This window comes from Hominimerdicola intestinalis (assembly GCF_054655215.1).
This window is the reverse complement of record NZ_BAAHNZ010000002.1, coordinates 116265-137697: the sequence shown is the minus strand read 5'-3', so window position 1 is coordinate 137697 and position 21433 is coordinate 116265. Positions and strand designations below refer to the sequence as shown.

The 21433-nt window shown below is 41.5% G+C and carries 20 protein-coding genes; 19 read left to right on the top strand and 1 reads right to left on the bottom strand.

The genetic code is table 11. The features are described 5' to 3' along the window. Nucleotides 1-631: 631 nt before the first annotated feature. The 7 genes from ACYQ0H_RS03015 to ACYQ0H_RS02985 all read left to right on the top strand — a co-directional run bounded on the left by ACYQ0H_RS03015 (nucleotide 632) and on the right by ACYQ0H_RS02985 (nucleotide 7415). Nucleotides 632-2974, top strand: coding sequence for an ABC transporter permease (locus ACYQ0H_RS03015; RefSeq protein ID WP_459811365.1), 2343 nt, complete (start codon nucleotides 632-634; stop codon nucleotides 2972-2974). A 15-nt stretch (nucleotides 2975-2989) separates the two neighbouring features. Further along, nucleotides 2990-3757, top strand: coding sequence for an ABC transporter ATP-binding protein (locus ACYQ0H_RS03010; protein WP_459811364.1), 768 nt, complete (start codon nucleotides 2990-2992; stop codon nucleotides 3755-3757). 1 nt (nucleotide 3758) lies between these two features. Then, entirely contained in the window at nucleotides 3759-4028 is a 270-nt protein-coding gene (locus ACYQ0H_RS03005; protein WP_459811363.1) for a DUF1905 domain-containing protein, read from the top strand. Between the two features lie 2 nt (nucleotides 4029-4030). After that, the gene (locus tag ACYQ0H_RS03000) at nucleotides 4031-4699 is read left to right on the top strand and encodes a response regulator transcription factor (RefSeq protein WP_459811362.1); all 669 of its coding nucleotides are present in this window, start codon (nucleotides 4031-4033) and stop codon (nucleotides 4697-4699) included. Beyond that, nucleotides 4686-5915 (top strand): HAMP domain-containing sensor histidine kinase, encoded by a 1230-nt coding sequence (locus tag ACYQ0H_RS02995; RefSeq protein WP_459811361.1) that lies wholly within the window; start codon nucleotides 4686-4688, stop codon nucleotides 5913-5915. Before ACYQ0H_RS03000 ends, ACYQ0H_RS02995 begins: the two co-directional genes overlap by 14 nt. A gap of 657 nt (nucleotides 5916-6572) precedes the next feature. After that, the gene (locus tag ACYQ0H_RS02990; protein WP_459811360.1) at nucleotides 6573-6764 is read left to right on the top strand and encodes a hypothetical protein; all 192 of its coding nucleotides are present in this window, start codon (nucleotides 6573-6575) and stop codon (nucleotides 6762-6764) included. A 12-nt stretch (nucleotides 6765-6776) separates the two neighbouring features. Beyond that, nucleotides 6777-7415 carry an ABC transporter ATP-binding protein gene (locus ACYQ0H_RS02985; RefSeq protein ID WP_459811359.1) on the top strand — a complete coding sequence of 213 codons (639 nt, stop codon included), beginning with the start codon at nucleotides 6777-6779 and terminating at the stop codon, nucleotides 7413-7415. A gap of 159 nt (nucleotides 7416-7574) precedes the next feature. On the opposite strand, the gene ACYQ0H_RS02980 is transcribed toward ACYQ0H_RS02985, so the two are convergent. Beyond that, the gene (locus ACYQ0H_RS02980; protein ID WP_459811358.1) at nucleotides 7575-8840 is read right to left on the bottom strand and encodes a glycoside hydrolase family 27 protein; all 1266 of its coding nucleotides are present in this window, start codon (nucleotides 8838-8840) and stop codon (nucleotides 7575-7577) included. A gap of 212 nt (nucleotides 8841-9052) precedes the next feature. On the opposite strand from ACYQ0H_RS02980, the gene ACYQ0H_RS02975 reads away from it, so the two are divergent. The 12 genes from ACYQ0H_RS02975 (at nucleotide 9053) to ACYQ0H_RS02920 (ending at nucleotide 21359) form a co-directional block, all read left to right on the top strand. Next, the gene (locus ACYQ0H_RS02975; protein ID WP_459811357.1) at nucleotides 9053-10528 is read left to right on the top strand and encodes a glycoside hydrolase family 43 protein; all 1476 of its coding nucleotides are present in this window, start codon (nucleotides 9053-9055) and stop codon (nucleotides 10526-10528) included. Nucleotides 10529-10655: 127 nt separating this feature from the next. Beyond that, entirely contained in the window at nucleotides 10656-11756 is a 1101-nt protein-coding gene (locus ACYQ0H_RS02970; protein WP_459811356.1) for a metallophosphoesterase, read from the top strand. Then, nucleotides 11749-12126: a PAS domain-containing protein gene (locus tag ACYQ0H_RS02965; RefSeq protein ID WP_459811355.1), complete on the top strand. Its 378-nt coding sequence runs from the start codon at nucleotides 11749-11751 to the stop codon at nucleotides 12124-12126. Before ACYQ0H_RS02970 ends, ACYQ0H_RS02965 begins: the two co-directional genes overlap by 8 nt. Continuing rightward, nucleotides 12127-13266 (top strand): tRNA guanosine(34) transglycosylase Tgt, encoded by a 1140-nt coding sequence (gene tgt, locus ACYQ0H_RS02960; RefSeq protein ID WP_459811354.1) that lies wholly within the window; start codon nucleotides 12127-12129, stop codon nucleotides 13264-13266. Between the two features lie 94 nt (nucleotides 13267-13360). Beyond that, nucleotides 13361-13921 carry a manganese efflux pump MntP gene (locus ACYQ0H_RS02955; RefSeq protein WP_459811353.1) on the top strand — a complete coding sequence of 187 codons (561 nt, stop codon included), beginning with the start codon at nucleotides 13361-13363 and terminating at the stop codon, nucleotides 13919-13921. A 163-nt stretch (nucleotides 13922-14084) separates the two neighbouring features. Continuing rightward, nucleotides 14085-14744, top strand: coding sequence for an HAD family hydrolase (locus tag ACYQ0H_RS02950; RefSeq protein WP_459811352.1), 660 nt, complete (start codon nucleotides 14085-14087; stop codon nucleotides 14742-14744). Between the two features lie 75 nt (nucleotides 14745-14819). Then, entirely contained in the window at nucleotides 14820-16478 is a 1659-nt protein-coding gene (locus ACYQ0H_RS02945) for an AMP-binding protein (protein WP_459811351.1), read from the top strand. Nucleotides 16479-16532: 54 nt separating this feature from the next. Continuing rightward, nucleotides 16533-17153: a hypothetical protein gene (locus ACYQ0H_RS02940; RefSeq protein ID WP_459811350.1), complete on the top strand. Its 621-nt coding sequence runs from the start codon at nucleotides 16533-16535 to the stop codon at nucleotides 17151-17153. A gap of 54 nt (nucleotides 17154-17207) precedes the next feature. Then, on the top strand, nucleotides 17208-17402 hold the full coding sequence (locus ACYQ0H_RS02935) for a hypothetical protein (protein WP_459811349.1): 195 nt from the start codon (nucleotides 17208-17210) through the stop codon (nucleotides 17400-17402). Between the two features lie 84 nt (nucleotides 17403-17486). Then, on the top strand, nucleotides 17487-18506 hold the full coding sequence (pheS, locus tag ACYQ0H_RS02930) for a phenylalanine--tRNA ligase subunit alpha (protein WP_459811348.1): 1020 nt from the start codon (nucleotides 17487-17489) through the stop codon (nucleotides 18504-18506). Between the two features lie 19 nt (nucleotides 18507-18525). Then, complete coding sequence (gene pheT / locus ACYQ0H_RS02925) at nucleotides 18526-20937, top strand: phenylalanine--tRNA ligase subunit beta (RefSeq protein ID WP_459811347.1); 2412 nt, start codon at nucleotides 18526-18528, stop codon at nucleotides 20935-20937. Between the two features lie 176 nt (nucleotides 20938-21113). After that, nucleotides 21114-21359: an IreB family regulatory phosphoprotein gene (locus tag ACYQ0H_RS02920; protein ID WP_459811346.1), complete on the top strand. Its 246-nt coding sequence runs from the start codon at nucleotides 21114-21116 to the stop codon at nucleotides 21357-21359. Nucleotides 21360-21433: the final 74 nt, after the last annotated feature.

Genomic DNA, 21433 nt, shown 5'->3' with positions numbered 1-21433 from the left:
AAGCTTATATTTGTTAAATCGCTGTCTGATAAACTGGTATTGAAAATACAACGTGAGCTATTATAGACAGCTGTCTCCCTCTGCGTAGAGGGAGTGGATTGAAATGCGTAGTTGATCTGCTTATCGCTTACGCCCGTAAGTCTCCCTCTGCATAGAGGGAGAGGATTGAAATCCTTTATATCGATAATACCCTATGTATATTGGGTGTCTCCCTCTGTATAGAGGGAGAGGATTGAAATTACCCTAAGACATCGGTACAAGTACGCTTGCCTTGTTTCCCTCTGCATAGAGCGATAACCCTAACGCAGCTTGAACCCTAGTGCTCAAACTGCGTTGGTTTTATGTCCAATATCCTGTAAATTCGGGGTTTGCGGCGTTTTGTATTATAGAACAAAATTTGCTCTATAAAATAAAAAGTTAAGTTTCAAAAAGAAAAATCAAAAACCTGATATTTCAGCACTTTAGTCAGCTTTTATCGTTCAGCTATTTTGTAGAATATGACAGCGAGCCATCGTACTTAAATGTACGGTGGCTTAATTCTTGCAAAACTGATATTCCAAAATCAGATTTAAGGATTATTTAATAATTATCGTGCTATAATGAAATCACAAAAGGGAAAGGCGGTAGAAAAATGTTTCTGAGCATATTGAAAAAAGACCTTAAGCGAAAGAAAACAATGAACATAATCCTGCTGATTTTTATTACTTTGGCAGCAATGTTTATTGCAAGCAGTGCAAATAATTTAATTACCGTTACATCTGCGCTGGATAAATATTTTGAGAAGGCAGAAGTACCTGATTTCTGGTTTTCGTTGGTATTTCAGACGGATATAGAAAAATTTTCGGAATTTGCCGAGAAAAACGGCTATGAATATAAAATTACAGATCTGATTCAGATAGACCCTAAGGATATAACGATAGATTCAGAGGTATTTGATTATAAAAATACTACCTGTATTTCCTCATTAAACGGCAGTAAGGTTTTTGACAGTGACGGGTATGAAATTACAGAAATAAATAATGGTGAAATTTATGTTTCTGCTGAAATATTCAATTCAAATAATTTTCACGGTGGTGAAAAAATTAAAATAAGCTTAAATGAAAAAGAAAAAGAATTTACCTTAAAGGGATACGTCAAGGATGCTCTTTTCGGTTCTTCTATGATCGGCATGACTCGTATGCTGGTAAACAAAGATGATTGGGAGTTTTTTAACGATGAACAGGCAAGCATAATGAGTTCCGTATGCGTTTATACAAAAGACACACAGTTTAACGAAAAATTTATGGAGCTTGAACTGAACCTGGTTTTTAACGCGGATTACAGTATGATTAAAATGATGTACATCATGGATATGATGAATGCGGCAGTAGTGCTTGTCGTAAGTATATGTCTGATACTGATTTCAATGGTAATTCTTCATTTTACAATTAATTTTACTATGAGTGAGGCGTTCCGTGAGATCGGAGTTATGAAAGCGATAGGCATTCCGAACAACAGTATACGAGGCCTTTACATAGCAAAATATCTTGCAATTTCCGTTATAGGAGCATTGATCGGCCTGGCACTAAGTATTCCTTTTGGAAAACTGCTTCTTGCAAACGTTTCAAAGAATATCATTATTTCGAGCAGCGATAATTTCATTATAAATATTTTATGTGCTGTGGGTGCGGCGGCTGTTGTTATGCTGTTTTGTTTCTTCTGCACTCGCAAAATCAAGAAATTTTCGCCCATCAACGCAATCAGAAACGGCGAAACAGGTGAGCGTTTTTCTGGAAAAGGACTGATTTATTTAAGCAGATTTAGAATGCCTGTTATTCCGTTCATGGCGGTAAATGATATCCTGAGCGGAATAAAAAAGTATGCTTCAATGTTTGTGATTTTCACTTTGGGAATACTTCTTATCATTATTCCGATAAATACGATCAACACGCTGCAATCGGATAATCTGATTACATGGTTCAGTATGGCGGAATGTGACCATGTAATATTACAGGAAACAATTTTTACTCCTGAGGGAAACAATAAGGAAATGATTGAACACGACCTGAATGACGTTCGTAATACGCTGTCAGAAAATAATATAGAAGCTGACATTTTTCAAGAGATTATGTTCCGGATAAGTATTACGCACAACGGCAAAAAAGAATCGTCGCTTGCTTTTCAAGGTATGGGTGATGTAACTGCAGATATGTATAACTATATTGAAGGTACTCCTCCGCAAAATAAAAATGAAATTGCAGTAACATATATTATTGCGGATAAGATCGGCGCAGATATAGGCGATGATGTAGATATAAACCTCGGAACTGAAACGAGAACCTATACCGTTTCTGCAATAAACGAATCAATGAACAATATGGGCGAGGGAATACGTTTTTATCAGGACGAGAAGCTTGATTACAGCTATGCCGGCGGCTGCTTTGGTGTTCAGATTAAATATACCGATAATCCTGACTCTAAAACTCTTAAAGAAAGAAAAGCTTTGCTGGAAAGCTACTATCCTGATGCGGAAATTTATACTGCAGGCGAATATATAAACGACATGATAGGCGGTATTGCGGGTCAACTTGAGAACGTAAAAACACTTATACTTGCAGTTGTTATTTGTATAAATATGCTGGTTGCGCTGCTTATGGTAAAGAGCTTTATCACAAAGGAGAAAAGTGAAATTGCAATACTTAAAGCGATCGGTTTTAAAAATTCAAGTCTGATATTGTGGCAGATAATGCGAATCGGTATAATTCTGCTGATGTCGGCAATAATCGGAGCATTGCTGTCTTCTCCGCTTTCTAAGCTTATGATCGAACCGATATTTAAAATAATGGGCGCATATAGTATTGAATTTGAAATTAAGCCATTTGAGGTTTATGCGTTTTACCCTCTGATTGTTCTTGCAGTAACTTTGCTTTCTGCTTTTATCTCAGCTCAGGAAATACGAAAAATATCAGCCTCAGAAGCTTCAAATATCGAATAAAAAGGAGAATTAATTATGAGAACAGTATTAACCGCAAAGGATCTTTGCAAAACATATATAGTAAACAAGCGTCAGAACAACGTGCTGAAAAACGTGAATTTCAGCATTGACGAGGGTGAAATGGTTGCCGTTATGGGACCGTCGGGTTCGGGCAAATCAACCCTCCTCTATGCTGTTTCGGGTATGGACAGCATTACCGCAGGCGAGGTGCAATTCTGCGGCAAGGATATAGCAAAAATGAGCGAAAAGGAGCTTGCGGATTTACGCCTTGACGAAATGGGTTTTATCTTTCAGCAGATGTATATGCTGAAAAACCTCACCGTGCTTGATAATATTATTCTTCCCGCCTGCCAGTCCGAAAAGAATAACGAAACACGCAAAGAAACGGTTCAGCGAGGACAGAATTTAATGCGAAAGCTTGGTATTATTGAAATTGCCGATAACGATATAACCGAGGTTTCGGGCGGACAGCTTCAGCGTGCCTGCATTTGCAGAAGTATGATTAACAAGCCGAAAATGATTTTCGCCGACGAGCCAACGGGTGCGTTAAACCGCACATCCTCCGACGAGGTTATGGATGAGCTTGCAAAGCTTAACGGAGAAGGCGTTACGATCATGCTTGTAACTCACGACGTAAAAGTTGCGGCAAAATGCACAAGAGTTTTATATATAGTTGACGGAAACATAAAAGGAGAGTATAATTTAAACAGGTATACCTCGTCCTCTCAGTTAAGAGAGCGCGAAAGAACGCTTAATAACTGGCTTATGGAGATGGGTTGGTAATATGAATGAAAAAATATATGAGTTTGACGCAGAAATTCTGAAAGTTCCCGATATTGACGGAGCGTATATTGAGTTCCCGTACGATGTACGCAAGGAGTTCGGCAAGGGCAGAGTCAAGGTTACTGCCGAATTTGACGGAGTACGATATGACGGAAGTCTTGTGAGAATGAAAACGGTAAAGCATATCATCGGTCTGCGTAAGGATATCCGTGCAAAAATCAGCAAACAGGCGGGAGATATCATCCACGTTAAAATTAAAGAACGGGAGTAGTCATGATTGATATTTTAATAGTAGAGGACAACAAGGAAATTGCAGGGCTGCTCTGCGATTTTCTCCGTGCCGAAAATTATACCGTGTCCGTTTGTGAAAGCGGTGAAAAAGCTTTGCCGCTGTATGAAAAATACGGCGCAAGGCTAATCGTGCTTGATATAATGCTGCCCGGAATAGACGGCTTTGCGGTCTGCTCGAAAATTCGTGAGCAGAGCAACACGCCGATTATTATAGTCAGCGCAAAAACCGAAAAAGATGATAAGCTGAACGGTTTGATTTTAGGCGCGGACGACTACATAGAAAAGCCTTACGATATTGATATTCTGCTGGCAAAAATCGGCGGAATTTTCAAGCGCAGATATGCTTTTGACGAAATAACTGACGGCGATTTTAAGCTTAACAAAGCAGAAAAAAGCTTGTATAAAAACGACGTTCAAATCGAAATTACCGCAAAGGAATTTGAACTGCTTTTACTTTTGATTGAAAACAAGGACAAAACTTTAAAAAAGGAATATATATTTAATCAAGTCTGGGGCAGCGACAGTTTTTCCGAGCAGCAGACCTTGACTGTGCATATTAAATGGCTCAGGCAGAAAATTGAGGACGACCCGAAAGATCCTCGGAGAATTCAGACGGTCTGGGGCGTGGGGTATAAATATGAAAGCGTTTAAGAAAGTTTTTTTCGCTGTTTTTATAGTAATCGTTCTGATTTTTGTTGGTGCAAATATTGCTTTGCACAGCTATGATACCTCCGTAAGCGGCAGACCGTACCGCGTGGAAATAAACAAAATTGCTCTTGAAATAGAGGAAAACGGCTTTGAAAGCGTTGATTTATCATCATATAATTATGTAACGAATATTGAAAAATACAGCGATAATTTTTACGATACGGACAGTGATTATGCGGTGCGTGAAATCGGCGGCGAGCTTTATCGTTTTGATTATACGGCGTCGGCTGAGAAAAATCACAATGCTGCGGTTATTGTAAATATTGTTCTTGCCGTTATGTCGGTTATGGTTTTCGCCGTGCTGATTTACATAAAAAGAAAAATAATCTCTCCTTTTGATACGCTGAAAGATGTTCCCTTTGAACTATCAAAGGGAAATCTCACCATACCCATAAAGGAAAACAAAAGCCGTTTTTTCGGAAGATTTATATGGGGAGTTGACCTTTTGCGTGAAAATATGGAACAGCAGAAAAATCGTGAACTTGATCTCCAAAGGGAGAAGAAAACCTTGCTTTTATCGCTTTCTCACGATATAAAAACACCCATTTCGGCAATTAAGCTTTACTCAAAAGCGCTTTCAAAGGGGCTGTATTCTGACAAGGCTAAGCAGCTGGAAATTGTTGAAAATATCGGCGTTAAGGCTGATGAAATTCAAAGCTATGTAAGTCAGATTATCAGTGCTTCTAGAGAGGATTTTATTACATTTGATGTAAAAAACGATGAATTTTATCTGTCGGAGGCGGTAAAAAGCATTGCGGATTACTATACCGAAAAGCTGTCACTTGTAAAGACTGGTTTTGAAATCGAAGATTATATGGACTGCCTTTTGAAAGGCGATATTGACCGCAGTATCGAGGTGCTTCAGAACATTGTCGAAAACGCCATAAAATACGGTGACGGAAGGCAGATGAAAATCTGTTTTTCCGAGGAAGAGAACTGCATTTTGATTTCTGTAAAAAACAGCGGCTGCACTCTTTCGGAACCCGAGCTGCCGCACATTTTCGACAGCTTCTGGCGGGGCTCAAATGCCGATAAAATCGGAGGCAGCGGTCTGGGACTTTACATCTGCCGTCAGCTTATGCATAAAATGGATGGAGAGATTTTTGCGGAGGCGGACAAAGGGTATATGACTGTAACTGCTGTTTTTCAAAAGGTATAAAGCTCTAGTTTTCTGAAAATAGATGATAAAGCATCGGAGCGGCTTTATCACCCTTTTAGAAATTCTGGGGAACGCAATCTTTTAAAAAACGTTCAAGCTTTTCGGGCGCAGTAAAACTTGAGAACGACGGAAATAGTATATGCGTTTCATTTTTTATGCCAGAGGCTTTTGCAAAGAGTTCATAGGCAATTTAAAAGACGTATCACACAGTGCTTTGCTTACGATCCTTCTGAAATTAGTCAATGCTTTTAAAGCGTTGAAAGCGTTCCGATATGCAGATAAGCGGATGAAATGTTTAAAAAATATTCACAAGGATTTCGGGGAATGAATTGTATTATAAATGAAAAGCCTTTCATATATCGGAGAATATATAAAGCGATTTCAATTTTGCAAATTAATAACTGAATATTAACCATGAATCGGGTAATCGCGGCATCTGGCTGTAATAAAAAAGTAAGGTCATTTTACATCTTATGGTTAGTTTTTGTACGGAACGTAACAGCGGACTTATGCGGCTTACGATTTCCAGAACAGGGAAAGCAAGATTTTATATCTCAAAATTTTTGACTTCGTTTATTTGCGGAGGACTGGCTGCGCTGTTCGGAGCAGCACTCTACGGCACACTAGTCTGGATCATTTTTCCAAGCCGGTCCTCTTATGGTTCTTCAGACAATGCCGATGGCTAACTCTATTATCTGGCTGCATTACACGAAATATTTCAGGCAGTCGTTGGTATCAATGGGATTTTCAGCAGCGTATCTCATAATATTTATTGCAGTACTTATAATATTCTGCGGTGCGGCAATTCACAAATTTAACTATGACAATGTAGCGGAAATAGCAATGTAGAAGGGTAACAAAATGGACATTATAGATATTAAAAGCCTTAATCTCACACTATCAAAAACCCATATTTTAAAGGACATAACCGTATCATTCTCAGAGGGTAAGATCCATGGATTGATAGGAAGAAACGGTTCGGGAAAAACAATGCTTATGAAATGCGTCTGCGGATTTATAAAGCCGACGAGCGGTGAGATAATTGTCGACGGAAAGAGGGTCGGCAGAGATGTCGACTTTCCAAAAAACATGGGGATCATTATTGAAACGCCGGGATTTATACCCTATTACAGCGGCTATAAAAATCTGAAGCTTCTTGCAGGACTTAATAATAAAATAGGCAGGGAGGAAATACAAAAATCAATGGAGCAGGTAGGATTAGACCCTAAGCTGAAGCGTCATGTCCGCAAATATTCTCTCGGTATGCGCCAGCGTCTTGGACTTGCACAGGCGATAATGGAAAATCCGAAGATCCTTATTCTTGACGAACCGTTTAACGGTCTTGACAAGGACGGAGTAAAGGAAATGAGAGAGTACCTGCTTTCATACAAGGAACAGGGAAAAACTATTCTTATCTGTTCACATTCGGCGGAGGATATTTCTGTGCTGTGTGATACTGTTCATGAAATGGATAAGGGCGTTATTGAAAAGGTAGTGTGATAATAGAGCAGCACTTTTTTATATGCCGTTATCCGATACTGTAAGAAAATAAACAGCCCAAACGGTTACTTCTTTCTTTATTTAAAGAAGCTGACACGTTCGGCTGTGCTTAAATCAATACTTTTTATTTATAATATTCAAGGCTCTTATCATATACTTTTACTGCTTTTTTAATAAGAAAGCCTTTGCGCCGTGGCAGTCAAGCGAAACTTTCAGAACCTTTTCGGCTGTAGATTTTTCGCCGCTCCAGAGTTCGGCTGAATTTACAGGGGTATATATCTCCAGATCGGTTAGCGGTATTTCTATTTCTCCGCTTTTTTCTCCGACATTGAAAACTGCGGCGTACTGTCCTCCATTACAGCTTACTGAGGTCCATAGAATATATTCGTTTCCGCATATCTTCTTTCTCCATACCTGATGTGAGTGGCGGGAATCCCGATGCATTTTAAGAATACTTTTATTTGTGACAAGACTTATTGTAAAATCGTCAAAGCCGGTCATATCTCCGCCTATCATAAGCGGGGAGCGGAAAATTGACCACAGTGTAAGCATTGTGAGCTGCTCATTGCGGGTAAATTCGGTTCTTATAGCTCTGTCGTAATCCTGCTTGATCGGACCGATAGGAAGCATATCTGCGTCGGGCCAACTGCCTGCTCCGCAGTGCGTGCACCACTTTTCTGTACGCTCAAACATATTGTAGAGCGACTGCCAGTTATCCCAGAAATCGTCGGTTATTCGCCACATATCCGACACCTCCTTGAAAAGCTCGGCTTTTTCAAGAGGCGCGGGTCCGGGCGAAAGGCTTAAGACCATTTCACGTCCGCAGCTTCTAAGACATTTGCTCAGCATTTTCAGCTCGCGTTCCTCTTGCGGAAGTTCTCTTGCAATGTCGTCGCATTTTATGAGATCCACTCCCCAGTCTGAATATAGCTCAAACAGACTGCGGTAATATTCCTCAGCGCCGTCTTTTTCGGGATCTACGCCGTACATATCCGTATTCCAACTGCATATACTTGAGGTTTTGGCTATCTGCCTTGCAGTTTTGGACGTATCTCTGATCTTAGTGTTTCTGTGTACTGCCTGACGAGGTATTCCTCTCATTATATGTATACCAAATTTCAGACCAAGCGAATGTATGTATTCGGCAAGCGGTGCAAAGCCTTTTCCGCCTTCTGATGACGGAAAGCGGTTAGGGGCGGGAATAAGTCGGGAATATTCGTCCATGCAAAGTTCGCTGAAGGGATTATATTCGTGCGATGCCGCTCTTGGTTCGTACCATTGAATATCAACGACAATATATTCCCAGCCGTATTGTTTTAAGTACTTTGCCATAAACTCGGCATTCTTTCTTACAATTTCCTCTGTTACTGACGCTCCGTAGCAATCCCAGCTGTTCCAGCCCATAGGCGCATTTTTTAGTATCATAAAACACCTCCGATTTATTTTCTCGCTGATAAAATTATAACCGCTTAACTATGATTTAACAAGAACTTTGTTTGCCGAAACAGGACAATTATTAATATTATTCCCAAGATTAATAAACGTCCATAATAAACAAATAAAAATCTTGCGTAATAAGATGTTGTAGTATATACTTGTACATAAGATATTAAGATATTTTGTCGGAGGTTTTGTTTATGAAATATATAAATCCGGTTGTAAAAGGCTTTTATCCGGATCCCAGCGTATGCTCTGCCAACGGGAAATACTATATGGTATGCAGTTCGTTTCAGTATTTTCCCGGAGTACCTCTTTTTGAAAGCGGCGATCTCGTAAACTGGACGCAGATAGGCTATGTACTGACCAGAGAGAATCAGGTCATGCTCGATAAAATAAACAGTTCCGGTGGAGTTTTTGCGCCTACTATCCGTTATAACAACGGACGCTTCTATATGGTTACGACAAATGATACTACACACCAGAATTTTTATGTATATACAGACGATATATACGGTGAGTGGTCCGATCCGGTTTACGTCGATCAGGGCGGAATAGATCCGTCGCTTTTCTTTGAAAACGGAAAAGCATATTTTATGAGCAACGGCAGCGATGATAACGGTATCGGCGGAGTTGTTCAGTGCGAAATAAATATTGAAACAGGTGAAAAGCTGACTCCGAGCAAATGTATCTGGCAGGGTTCCGGAGGGCGTTATCTTGAAAGCCCTCATCTTTACAAGATAAACGGAATGTACTATCTTATGGCGGCGGAGGGAGGAACCGAGTATGGCCATATGATAACCTGCGCCCGTGCGGATTCGGTATGGGGAGAATTTACAGGCTGTCCGAGTAATCCGGTGCTGACAAACCGCAATAAAGCGCCGTACCTTATTCAGGGTATAGGACATGGCGATCTTATTCAGGATAAATACGGAGAATGGCATATTTTGAGTCTTGGCTTTCGTCAGATACATATGTGGATGCCGTATCACAATCTCGGAAGAGAGGTTTTTCTGATACCTGTAAAGTTCGGATCAGACGGTTGGTTTACTGCCGGAAAAGACGGAACAGCAGAATACGAATATGAGATAAAGGGAGATTTTTCTCAGACAGAAAAGAAGGTATATACCTTTGAAAATACTTCTTGGGATATAGACTGGTGTTTTCTCCGCCGTCCCGATTTCAGCAGCTATGAGCTGCATAATGACAGAGCGGTGCTTCACGGCTGTGAAATAACGCTTGAAGAAGCCGATTCACCGACGTTTATCGCGCTCAGACAGCGGGATTTTGAGTTTGAGCTTTCTGTAAATGTCAATCTTGATTCTGGTGAAGCTGGGGTGACCTGCTATATGTGCGAGGACGAGCATTACGATATTGTGCTTAAAGAAAACAGCGGCAGCTATGAAGCGGTTCTCAAGCTTAATATAGGCGGCATAAAGCATATACAGAAAGCAGTCGGTATCTCTTCCGAGACAGCTAAGCTGATAGTAAGGGCGGATAATTTCAGATATAATTTTTACGTCTTGGCAGACGGCACTGAGATTTATCTCGGAAGCGGAAGTACGAAATATCTTTCCAGCGAGGTTTCGGGCGGATTTACCGGAACTATGCTTGGGTTATACAGCGTTGGTCACAATTCGGCGGAATTCAGCGGCTTTAACTGCTGTTATAAATAATAATTTTGATATATGATCATTATTAGTTTGGACGGTTTTCCCGTCCTTTTTTCTTGCTGTAAGTTGATTTTATTTTATTGTTATGATATAATAGCTTTGATACAATATTACAGAACGGAGAACGCGAATGAAACCTATCATAAGGCTTGAGCTTCCTGAGAAATGCAGGATTCTTGCCGTAAGCGATATTCACACCTGCGATCATCTGCTTAAAGATGTTTTAATAAAGGCTGAATATAAGCCGGGTGAGGATTATCTTATCATAGTCGGCGATATTCTTGAGCATGGGGATAATAATCTCAGCACGATCCGCACGGTTATGGAGCTTTGCAAAAACGATCGGGTTTATTGCCTGCTTGGAAACAACGATACGGGCGTAATAAGAATGGCGTTTACCTATCCATATAAAAGATTTCAGGAGAAGTTTTATTGGGAAGGTACAACATATAATCAGATGGCGAATAGTTTTGGGTTTGATTGGTGCAGTGAGGAAAACTGGCTTGATATAAGAGCGGCTGTATATAAAAAATACAAAGCCGAGCTTGATTTTATGAACAGCCGCCCTATCGCTATTGAAACACAGGAGCATATTTTTGTTCATGCAGGTCTTGAAAATCGTCCCGACTGGGAAAACGCCGATAATGATTATGCGATTACTGTACCGTGGTTTTTGAATATGGAAAATCCCACGGATAAATGGCTTGTAGTGGGTCATTTCCCTACTTATAATTTTGAAGCGAGCAATTGCACTAATCTGCCGATATTTAACTATGAAAAAAAGATTATAGACATCGACGGCGGATTGACAATCAAGCGTGCTTGCCAGCTTAATGCGCTTATTATTAATAAAAACGGCAGGGATTACAGCTATGATGTGGTGTGGGATACTTTCTTTAAAAAAGCTGAGGTCATTGCGGATTATGATTCGGAATTTTCACCTGTTTATACAAATTGGTCTGATCAGGATATTGAAGTTCTCAGTATTGATAACGGATTAGCTTTTGTACGTGATAATAAAACAGGCAAAACGGGATATATTCCGAAAAGCAAGGTTTATGATATAAAGGGTACTAAACAAATTTGGGATTTTCTTTCCGCTTTTCCGCCGGTGAGCAAGGGAGAGTATGTTTATTATGCTGAAAGCTCGGACGGCTATGCAAGAATCACCAAGGAATCAGGCGAAGTTGGCTGGATACCTGCAAAATGTTTGGAAGGGTTTGATGAGTAATATGGAGTTAAGTTCGTTTTTTAAAGGCATAACAGACGGCAATGAACAGCCGGTGGTTATTTGCAATCTGGAGCATGAGATCATTTATATGAATCCTGCGGCAGTTAAGAGGTATGAAAGTGCAGGAGGGGCAGGACTTGTGGGAAGAAGTCTTTTAGATTGTCATAATCCGAATTCGGCTGAGCTGATACGCCGTAATATTGCAGCAATGAGAGAGGATAAAAGTGTAAATAAGATATTTGAGGTCCACAGCACACTGCGCGGCGGAAACAACGATGTTTATACGGCTGCGATCCGTGATGAAAACGGAGAGCTGATAGGGTACTATGAAAAATTTGAGGATAAAAATCTGTATTCTGAGGAGAAATAAATGTATACTTTACTGAAGCAAGAGGGAAGAGCAAGAAGAGGAGAATTTAAAACCGTACACGGAACTATTCAGACGCCTGTATTTATGAACGTCGGAACATCGGCGGCAATCAAGGGCGGAATTTCATCGGTAGATCTGGCGGACGAGCTGAAATGTCAGGTGGAACTATGCAATACCTATCACCTTCATGTACGTCCGGGTGATGATATTATTTATAAAATGGGCGGTCTGCATAAGTTTATGAACTGGCATAAGCCGATTCTTACCGACAGCGGAGGATTTCAGGTATTTTCTCTGGCCAAGCTGCGTAGAATTAAAGAGGAAGGCGTATATTTCAATTCTCATGTCGACGGAAGAAAGATTTTCATGGGCCCGGAGGAAAGTATGCAGATCCAGTCGCACCTTGCTTCAACTATAGCAATGGCGTTTGACGAATGCGTTGAAAATCCCGCTGCTTATGAATATTCCAAGGCGTCCTGCGAGCGCACCACAAGATGGCTCGTAAGATGCCGCGATGAATTGAAGCGTCTGAATTCTCTCGATTCTACTATAAATAAAAATCAGCTGCTTTTCGGAATAAATCAGGGCTGCACCTTCGACGATCTTCGTATCGAGCATATGAAAGCGATACGGGAGCTTGAGCTTGACGGTTATGCGATCGGCGGTCTTGCGGTAGGCGAGCCTACTGAAGCCATGTATCATGTAATAGAGCAGGTCGAACCGTTTATGCCGAAGGATAAGCCGAGGTATCTTATGGGAGTGGGAACACCCGCAAACATAATTGAAGCGGTTTACAGGGGAGTTGATTTTTTTGACTGCGTAATGCCAAGCCGTAACGCAAGACACGGAACTATATTCACCTGGAACGGTATTATGCACGCAAATAACAAGCGGTATGAGCTTGATGAACGTCCTCTTGATACGGAGTGCGGATGTCCTGTCTGCCGCAGCTTTTCAAGAGCGTATATACGTCATCTTTTTAAGGCGAATGAGCAGCTTGCCGGAAGGCTTGCAGTAATGCATAATCTTTATTTTTATAATACCCTTATGGAAAAGATACGTGACGCGCTTGACGAGAGCAGATTTGAAGAATTCAGAAATAAATATTCCGGCCTTCTTGAATCCAGACTTGAGGATTAAGAAGCTGCTTTATTCGGCAGCCTTATGTGTGTTTTGCGCATAAGGCTGCTGCTGTTAAATAACTAAAGCGGCTTAAGAGGAAAGGCTTGATAATATGGATCTATATGAAATTATTTTTGTCGCTTTGGGTTTGTCAATGGACGCATTTGCGGTTTCGGTAACTAACGGAATGTGCGTAAAAAGACCGGGGTTCGCTCATTCGCTTTGGTGCGGGATATGCTTCGGACTTTTTCAGGGTGCAATGCCAGCAATAGGCTATGCTCTCGGCAGAGGCTTTGAGAAATGGATATCAGCTTTTGATCATTGGATAGCCTTGATACTGCTCGGCTTTATAGGGGGAAAAATGATAGCCGACAGCCTTAAATCTAGGGAGTGTGAGGACAGGATAACGGAACTGACCTTGCCTGTGATGCTGGTACAGGGACTTGCTACAAGTATCGATGCGCTTGCTGTAGGAGTGAGTTTTGCGGCGTTATCGGTAAATATAGTAAGCTCCAGCGCAGTGATCTGCTTTGTTACCTTTGCGGTAAGCTTTGCGGGAGTTTATATAGGAAGGATTTTCGGCGGCAGGCTTAAAAGAAAAGCGGAGACTGCCGGAGGAATAATACTTATAGCTATCGGATTAAAGATTTTTATAGAGCATACGTTTTTTTAAAAGGTTATTATGTAAAATTCTGCGGAATGATTTAATAATTGCCCTAAGAAAATGTTCATAAATAAGCAATAATTATGTGCTATCATATTATGCGTAGATTTTTTGACAAGTGTATAAAAAACAGTCATGTGTATAGATTTCTGAATGATAGGTAACAATTAAGATGAAGTTATTGGTTATTTTTGACTTGGACGGAACGCTGATCAATTCAATATACGATCTGGCGGACGCTGTAAACGGGGCGCTTACCCGATTCGGATATCCTGTCCATAATGTCAGTGAGTATTATTATTTTGTGGGAAACGGAACGCTTAAACTTTGCGAAAGAGCATTGCCTCAGGACAGAAGAAGCAGTGATGAAATAATACGTCTTCATTCAGCCTTTGCTGAGAGATATGAGAAATGCTGTATCAATAAAACAAAGCCGTATGACGGTATCCTTCCGCTGCTTGAAAACCTTAGGGCAATGGGTGTAAAGTGTGCCGTGGCTTCAAACAAAACAGATAAATTTGTACATTTTATAGTGGATTCGCTGTTTGACAGGAATGTATTTGACTATATTCAGGGAAAAACTGAAAGTGTACCCGCAAAGCCTGACCCGGAGATACTGGAAGCGATTATCAGAAAATCGGGCATTCCTAAAGACCGATGTATAATGGCGGGGGATTCTGATGTAGACATCATGACCGCCAAAAACTGCGGGATCAGGTCTATAGGCTGCGCCTGGGGGTTCAGAGGAACCGGCGAGCTTGTTAACGCCGGAGCTGATTACATAGCGCACCAGCCGGCAGACATTTTAAATAATATATCCGCAAACAGCTGAAACGCCGTTTAATTACGGAAAGTTTTTTCAGACGCGCCGTTATATTATAAACATCAGATGGAGGACGTTTTTTTAATGAAGGATTTTTACAAAAGGTTTGTCAACGAGGAGCTTGACGAGAACGGAAGATTACTGAAATTTGAGCTGAACTTAAAGGAAAACTTCAACTTTTCCTATGATGTCATAGATGAGATCGCAGCCGCCGAGCCGGACAGGCTTGCGATTCATTGGGTAAACGAAAACGGAGAAGAGCATAAATTTACCTTCAAGGAGCTTTCGGAAAAGAGCAGTCAGGTTGCCAATATGATGCTGGCTTACGGCGTGAAAAAGGGCGATATGGTTATGGCTGTGCTTAAAAGACATTACGAATTCTGGTTTCTTGCCTACGGCCTCATTAAGCTCGGAGCGATACTTGTACCGGCTACCTGTCAGCTTAAAAAGAAGGACTATATATACCGCTTTGATGCAGCTGAAATCAGCTACATCGTTGCTACCGCCGAAGATGATGTTCCTGCCGAGGTAGATGCAGCTCTTGAAGAGTACGGCGGAATGAAGCAAAAGTTCATAACTCACGGCGAGGCGAACGGATGGATAAACTTTCTGGAGGAAATGGAAAAATACCCTAAGGCTTTTGAAAGAATGGAAACTCGGACAGAAGAACCTATGCTTATGTATTTCAGCTCCGGAACTACCGGCTATCCCAAAATGGTACTTCACAGGCATTCTTTGGCCGCAGCGCATATTATTACGGCTAAGCACTGGCATCATCTTGATGACGGTTCGCTTCATCTCACAGTATCTGAAAGCGGCTGGGCAAAATGTGCTTGGGGAAAAATGTTCGGTCAGTTTGCCTGCGGAGCAACTACCTTTGTATATGACTTTGACAGGTTTGTACCTGCAAATGTTCTGAAGGTACTGCAGGATTATAAGATAACCTCTTTCTGCGCTCCTCCGACTATGTACAGGTTCTTCATTAAGGAGGGTCTTGAAAATTATGATCTTTCTTCTCTTAAATACAGCTGTATTGCCGGCGAGGCGCTTAACCCCGAGGTTTACAACAAATGGTATGAATATACCGGACTGAAGCTTATGGAAGCGTTCGGTCAGACGGAAACAGCGGTTCTTATCGGAAATCTTTACGGAACAGAGCCTAAACCCGGTTCTATGGGTAAGCCGACTCCTCTTTATAATGTAGGGATAGTTGACAGAAAGGGAAAGCCTGTAGGAGTCGGGGAAACCGGAGAAATCGTAGTTTACGCCGAAAGAGGAAAGCATCAGGGTCTGTTTATCAAGTATTACCGCAATGCAGTTGAAACCGATAAGGCGTGGCGTTTCGGAATGTATCATACGGGAGATACCGCATATATGGACGAGGACGGTTATTTCTGGTATGTAGGAAGAACGGACGATCTTATTAAGGCTTCCGGTTACCGAATAGGACCCTTTGAGATCGAAAGTATCCTTATGGAGCATCCGTCGGTTCTTGAATGTGCTATAACCGCAGCAGATGATCCTATAAGAGGAAAGGTAGTAAAAGCAACAATAGTTCTGACCAAGGAATACAGGGAGAGGGCGGGAAGCGAGCTGGTAAAAGAGCTTCAGACCTATGTTAAAAAATCCACCGCTCCATATAAATATCCCAGAATTATAGAATTTGTGGACGATCTTCCGAAGACTATAAGCGGAAAAATAAGACGTGTTGAGATACGCGAGAACGACGCTAAGAAGATATAATAAAAATCAAATAGGGACTGAGCTTTCAGTCCCTGTTTTTATAGGAGAATCAATATGCTTTTGTACGAATATCCTCCGAAGCTGGATAGGCAAAGCAGGCAGCTTAAAGCCGTTCATGATATAGAAGAGCATAAGAAAATGCGGCGCAATATGTATAAAAACCTTACTCTGGGAGCGGTCATAATTCTGCTGGGAGCGCTTATTTCTTTGGCTGTTATAAGAATAATAGTAATTCTTCTGGGCGCCGCTAATATCGTTACTGCATATCTTCTCTACAGGTTTTCGGCTATGTCTAGGGATACAAAGTGCTATACCCGTATTTACGAGGACAGGATAGAGCATTGTCAGGGAAGTATGCTTAACGATCGGCATACTGTAATGACGTTATATTTTGATGATATAGTAAGCTCTTCTCAGACACCTTCGGGAAAGCTTACGGTCTGCTTAAAGGATAATTATGAATCGGAGATCGTCTGTGATAAGCCAAGAAGAAGCTTTAAAAAGGAGCTTGATGAAAATAAGGTCACAATTGATTTTCAGGATACAAAAGCTAAGCTTTATCTTATCGAGAATCTGCATGAGCAAATTAAATACCCTAAGAAGCAGTATAATGTGATTGAAGATGAAGAGGACGAGGACGATAAATGGGATCCGCTTCATAAGCATGGTCTGTAAATGTAAATTTTATGTTAAATGCTATTGCAATGCAAATTGAAGTGTGCTATAATTTTGTTAAACACATTGACCAAGAGAGTAGGAGTATTTGTTAGATTTTCAGAGAGAAGCCGCAGCTTTTGTGCGTCTGAAAGCGGTTTTAAATCGGAATATTCTGAAGTTCACTTGCGAGTGGTTCCGCCGAAGTTTTTTATTGTAAGCGGAAACGTAGGATTCTGCGTTAAAGATGCGGGAGTGTCTGCTCCCTGACTAATAGGTGGTTTAAGCAAGCACAGTCTTGTCCTGATTAGCTCGGGATAAGGCTTTTTTTATTAATATTCGGGAGGAAGAATAATGAGAGAACAGTTGAAAAATATTGAAGCCCGTGCAAAGGAAGAGCTGTCAAAGGTTTCTGACCCTAAGCTGCTTGAAGAGCTAAGAGTCAAATTTCTCGGCAAAAAAGGCGAGATAACGGCAATATTGAAACAGATGGGAAAGCTTTCAGCGGAAGAAAGACCGGTTATCGGACAGCTTGCAAATTCCGTAAGAGCGGATATTGAAAGTGCAATTGCAGGAAAGCAGGCTCAGCTTAAAGAGGCAATGGCAGAAAAAAAGCTTGCGGCTGAAACTATTGACGTTACCCTGCCCGGAAAAGCTCCTAAAATCGGCAGGCCTCACCCGCTTAATGCAGTCTTGGCGGAGGTTGAGGACGTTTTTCTCGGCATGGGCTTTGATATAGTGGAGGGTCCCGAGGTCGAAACGGATCATTACTGCTTTGAAGCGCTTAATATGCCTAAGCATCATCCTGCAAGGGATACTCAGGATACGTTCTATATAAATGAGAACGTGCTTCTCAGAACGCAGACCTCCAGCGTACAGATAAGAACTATGGAAAAAATCAAGCCGCCTATAAGGATAATATCACCGGGAAGAGTTTACCGTTCAGACGCTGTTGATGCCACTCATTCGCCGCTGTTCCATCAGATAGAGGGATTAGTTATAGACAAGGGCGTTACAATGGCTGATCTCAAGGGTACTCTTGAGCTGCTTATGAAACGTCTTTACGGTGATGAAGCGAAGATAAGGCTTCGTCCTCACCATTTCCCTTATACCGAGCCGTCCGCAGAGGTCGATTTGATGTGCTTCAACTGTCACGGAGAAGGATGTTCAATGTGCAAGCAGGAGGGCTGGGTAGAGCTTCTCGGAGCGGGAATGGTCCACCCTAAAGTTCTTGAAGGCTGCGGAATAGATCCGGAGATATACAGTGGATTTGCTTTCGGCATGGGTCTTGAAAGAATTACAATGGGAAGATACAGTATTAACGATATGCGTCTGCTGTATGAAAACGATATGAGATTTTTGGAGCAGTTCTGATAAAATAGGAGGTTAGAATATGGATCTATCAATGAGATGGCTTGCAGATTATGTTGACTGCGGCTGTGATATAAAGGATTTTATTGCCGGTATGACTATGTCCGGTTCAAAGGTTGAATGCTATGGCAGGGAGGGCGATTATCTTTCTAACGTAGTAGTAGGAAGGGTACTTGAGATCGAACGTCACCCCGACTCTGATCATATGTATACCTGTCAGATAGACGTTGGGGAAGAAGTGCCTGTACAGATCGTTACCGGCGCTCAGAATGTAAAAAAAGGCGATTATGTTCCTGTTGCAAAGCATAAATCCACAGTGCTTCACGAAGGAAAGCCTGTAAAGATCACAAAGGGCAAACTCAGAGGGGTAGCGTCAAACGGTATGCTTTGCTCTCTCGGAGAACTGGGATTAACTGTTCATGACTTTCCTTACGCTATTGAGGACGGAATTTTTATACTCGGTGAGGACTGCAATACAACTGTAGGTATGGATATCAAGGAAGCTATAGGCTTTAACGATACAAAGGTTGAGTTTGAAATCACCTCAAACCGTCCGGATTGTCTGTCTGTTATCGGACTTGCAAGGGAGGCTCACGCAACCTTCAATGCTCCGCTTAACGTTAAAGAACCTGGATTCAAAGGTATTGAAGGTAATATCGGCGATTATCTGAAAGTAAAAATACACAATACCCGGCTCTGTCAGAGGTATATGGGAGCTGTGGTCAAGAATGTAAAAATAGAGCCGTCTCCCCGTTGGATGAGAGAAAGGCTTCGTGCAAGCGGAGTAAGACCTATCAACAACTTTGTTGATATAACGAACTTTGTAATGCTTGAATACGGCAGACCCATGCATGCTTTTGATCTGAGATATGTCGAGGGCGGAGAGATAAATGTAAGAAATGCGGCGGCGGGAGAGAAAATAACTACTCTTGACGGTATCGAAAGGGAGCTATCCGAGGAGATGCTGGTAATCGCTGACGCTGTTAAGCCGGTAGCAGTAGCCGGAGTTATGGGCGGAGAGTACAGCGGTATTATGGATGATACTCAAACGGTAGTTTTTGAGTCGGCCTGCTTCGACGGAGCTTCGGTAAGAACTACAGCTAAAAAGCTTGGAATGAGAACCGACGCTTCCGCAAGATATGAAAAGGGTCTTGATCCTCACGAGTGTTATGAGGCTTTGATGAGAGCCTGTCAGCTGGTAGAGGAGCTTGGCGCAGGCGAGGTTATAAAAACTGTAATTGATGAAAATTATCAGGACGAAACTCCCAGATCAGTTGAATTTGATCCGGATTGGATCAATGCATTTTTAGGAACCGATATATCCGAAAGCGATATGAAGGAATACCTGACAAAGCTCGGCTTCAAAATTGAAAACGGAAGGGCGGTCGCTCCGTGGTACAGGATCGACATAGAATGCAAGGCGGATATTGCGGAGGAAATTGCAAGGCTGTACGGCTACAATAATATTCCAGGAACTATTATCAGAGGCGTGGCTCAGGCTAAGAGAACCCCGAAGCAGAATTTTGAAAGGGCAGTCAGCAGCGCTGTAATGGCGATGGGTCTTAACGAGGTAACTACATTCTCATTTATTTCTCCGAAGTATTTCGATAAGATAAAGCTTGAACCTGATTCAAAGCTGAGGAATACAGTAGTTATTTCAAATCCTCTGGGCGAAGATACAAGCGTAATGAGAACTACGGTCATACCGTCGGTATGCGAGGTGCTTGCAAGAAACTACAGCTATAGGAATCCGGAGTGCTATATTTTTGAAATGGGTAACGAATATATTCCGGTTGACGGTGAAACGCTTCCCTCCGAGCTGCTCAGACTTGGATTTGGAGTTTATGATACGGGATCAGATTTTGATTTCTATAATCTTAAAGGTATCGCAGAGGGAGTTCTTGAAAAAGCCGGCGTAAAGGAATATGAAATAACAAGAGCCGGTAAAGCTTCGGCTTTTGACGAATATACCGCTTTTCATCCGGGAAGAGCCGCAGTTATAACGGTCGGAGGAGAGGAAGTTGGTATATTCGGAGAGCTTCATCCTGATGTTCTTGAAAACTACGGCATAGATACGAGAGCATTTGCAGGAAAGATAAATATCAGCGAGCTTATGCTTAAAGCGTCTTCTGAAAAAACATACAGGCCTCTTCCTAAATTTCCTGCGATAACAAGGGATATTTCAGCTGTCTGCGGAGCTGAGCTGCCTGTTGCAGAAATAGAAAAGGCGATCCGGTCAGCAGCAGGCGCTATACTTGAAAAAGTATCGCTTTTCGACGTTTATACCGGAGAACAGATCGAAGCGGGAAAGAAGTCGGTTTCTTATTCACTTTCAATGCGTTCTCATGAGGGTACTCTTACCGACGAGCAGGCTGACAAGGCAATGAGCAGGATCGTAAAAGCTCTTGAAGAGATAGGCGTTCAGAGGAGATAGATTTTTATTATTACTATGCCGCAGGGATTTTGCATTTCTGCGGCATAGAAATTTATTCAACAAGTTTATGCAAATTGAATAAATTTCATAAAAGCACTTGTTATTTTTTAAGTAATGGGTTATAATAGTATATGTAGAATGTTAAGTGTACAAATCTGTGTGAAGGAGTTGAGCTTATGCACGAACAAACTATGGAATTTTCAGTTGTAAGGGATAAAGAGACCGAACTGAAAAAAACTCTGACGATTATTTATGACGCCCTAAAGGAAAAGGGCTATAATCCTATCAATCAGATAGTAGGTTATATTCTTTCAGAGGATCCGACATACATAACCACATACAACAACGCCAGAAGCTTGATCCGTCACATTGACAGAGATGAGCTTTTACAGGCATTGGTCAAGTCCTATCTTCAGGCATAAGGAATAGTTCAGGCGGAATGATATATTTCATTCCGCTTTTTTATTTTTATATAAAAAACTATTGCCATTTCCGA